The 2,622-nt window shown below is 39.1% G+C and carries 2 protein-coding genes; both read left to right on the forward strand.

Annotated features, from left to right (window positions below):
- Positions 1-153: 153 nt before the first annotated feature.
- Entirely contained in the window at positions 154-1,539 is a 1,386-nt protein-coding gene (gene radA / locus P20652_RS11925; protein WP_008167581.1) for a DNA repair protein RadA, read from the forward strand.
- Positions 1,540-1,615: 76 nt separating this feature from the next.
- Complete coding sequence (locus tag P20652_RS11920; protein WP_008167582.1) at positions 1,616-2,548, forward strand: hypothetical protein; 933 nt, start codon at positions 1,616-1,618, stop codon at positions 2,546-2,548.
- Positions 2,549-2,622 lie beyond the last annotated feature (74 nt).

A 2,622-nucleotide genomic window follows, 5' to 3' on the forward strand; every position in this document is an offset into this window, starting at 1 on the left:
AGTTAAAAAAGAAAACCATACTTGCACTTAGTGATTGTGGCGTTGAATTTTCTCGTTGGCAAGGGCATCTTGCTAACCTAAAGCGTGAAGTGGCAAAATAGGCACTTAAAAGTAATAATTCAAAAATCAAAGTATGAGTAGGTAACGTTATCAATGGCTAAAGCGGCAAAAGTAGAGTTTGTTTGTACAGAATGTGGCACGAACTACCCACGGTGGCAAGGTCAATGTCGCTGCGGTGCATGGAACACATTAGTAGAATTTAAACCTTCAGCAGGGCAAAGTAAAAAAGCATCCGTACGTGCTAGTGTTGGGGGTTATGCTGGGGGCATTGGTGGCGGTTCTAAAAAAATTAATGACATTGCTACAACAGAAGCTGAAAAACAGCTAACTGAAATAGGTGAGCTCGACCGTGTGCTAAGCGGTGGAGTAACAACAGGCTCTGTTAATATAATTTCGGGCGATCCGGGGGCGGGTAAAACAACGCTGTTGTCTGACTTGGTGGCGAGAATGTCACAACGTATGCCATCACTTTACTGTACGGCAGAAGAGTCATTATCGCAGTTTAAAAACAGAGTAAATCGTTTAAAGTTAAACTATAACCCTGATGCGCTTTATTTGTTATCAGAAACCAGTGTTGAAGTTATTATCGAAGAGCTCGAGAAAAATAAAATTAAGTTTGCAGTTATTGACTCTATTCAAGCTGTTGTAACCGATACAGCAAATGGAAGTCCAGGTTCGCCATCGCAAGTAAAAAGTGCCGCTCAAGCGCTGACTCAATACTGCAAGCAAAATGATGTAACTATGTTCATTATTGCTCACGTAAATAAAAACAATGAAATAGCAGGGCCCCAAACTCTTGTGCATATAGTCGATGCGCTTTTGCATATAGACACCAACGATGGGCAAATTAGAACCCTTAGGGCAAATAAAAACCGCTTTGGTGATATTGATACTGTGGGTATTTTTAAAATGTGCGAACGCGGTATGTTGAGTGTTGATAACCCAAGTGAAATTTTCTTGTCGGGTTCAACCACTGACTCGCCAGGCTCTACAATTACCTGTATTCGTAAAGGTAATCGTAATTTGTTGCTCGAGATTCAGTGCTTAACTACCGAGACTGAGGCGGAATTTCCTCAGCGTGTATGTGTTGGCTTAAATATGAATCGTATAAAAATGCTGACTGGTATATTACGTAAGCATACTAAAACGAAAATATTTCACGATACGTTTTTTAATATTGTGGGTGGTTTAAGAATTGATGAAACAGAGACGTGCATTGATTTAGCTCTCGTTACCGCGCTACTTAGTAGCTTAAATGAATTTGTTGTGCCACGTACCACGTGTATTATGGGCGAACTCAGCTTAAACGGCGATGTACGCCCAATTGATAGTGGTGTGCCACGCGTTAAAGAAGCTGCGCAACATGGCTTTACTGAAATATTTATTCCATTTCGTAATTATCATAAGTCTATGGAAGGGCTTGGGGCTAAAATTACGCCGGTAAAAACTGTACATGAGTTACTTAGTTTAATTAATTAACACTTATCGGTGATGTTCTTCGATGTTACTCTTGGGTTAAGACCAACTTATATAAATATTTGAATAAGGAAATAACATGAAAAAATTAGTTATAGTTGCGGCTATTATTGCAGCAGGCGTTGGCGGTGTTAGCTATGCAAACTATGTGGCAACGCAAGAAGTGCGTGCAGAAGTTGACAAGCAACTTGCTTTAGTTAGCGAGCAAACAGGCGCTACATTTAAATATGCTGGCTTATCGGCAAGTATTATTTCAAAAAGCGTAGAAATTACCAATATGGAAGTAATAAGTCCTGAGGGTGACAATGTTGCTAATATTCAAAGCATTGAAGTAATGGGTTACGAGCCAGATAAAATTTCTCCTCATACATCGTTTGATATTAAAAGTTTTCAGTTTAATAAAGACTTTGTAGCAAAACTACCTGCTGATACAAATGCAATGCTGGCATCGGCAAGTTACGACTTACATTCATCACTAGATTACGATGAGCAATCGGGTGACAGTGATGTAGTTGTTAAGCTAGATGCAAAAGATATTGTTAGTTTCAATATGGATATGGGCTTAGCTAACTCTAAAGCACTTATGGAAGCCTCGCTTGAGGTAAGCAAGGCACAACAAGCAGCAGGCAATGAGCCGCTTTCTTATGAGCAACAGTTACAGCAACAAACATTAATTATGCAAGCTATGAGTAAGCTAGAGCCGCGCACTGTTAGCTTCGCTTTAAATAATCAAGGTAAGCTGAAAGATTTATTATCAAGCGAGCTTAAAAAGCAAGGTATGACCTTAGAACAGATGCAAATGACTCTACAACAACAATTGCAGCAAGCACCTGTAACTGATGAAATAGCACAAGCGTTAACCAACTTTGCTAAAGGTTTAAATTCACTAAGTTTGTCGGCAAAATTGCCTGAAGGCAAAACCATGATGGAAGTTAATCAACAAATAATGATGCTAGTAGGTCAACCTGAAGAGTTAGTTAAGTTTATTAATTTAGAAGTGAAAGGCGAATAATATTAGTTGTCAGCATTCAGTTCAGATAACTGACTGCATAATACAAATAATCAAAGCGTGAGTTTACCTCACGC

This window comes from Pseudoalteromonas sp. BSi20652, assembly GCF_000239855.1.
Lineage (GTDB): Bacteria > Pseudomonadota > Gammaproteobacteria > Enterobacterales > Alteromonadaceae > Pseudoalteromonas.

Coding starts and splice junctions, on each gene's coding strand:
- radA (WP_008167581.1), top strand. CDS start 154: ATGGCTAAAGCGGCAAAAGTAGAGTTTGTTTGTACAGAATGTGGCACG.
- P20652_RS11920 (WP_008167582.1), top strand. CDS start 1,616: ATGAAAAAATTAGTTATAGTTGCGGCTATTATTGCAGCAGGCGTTGGC.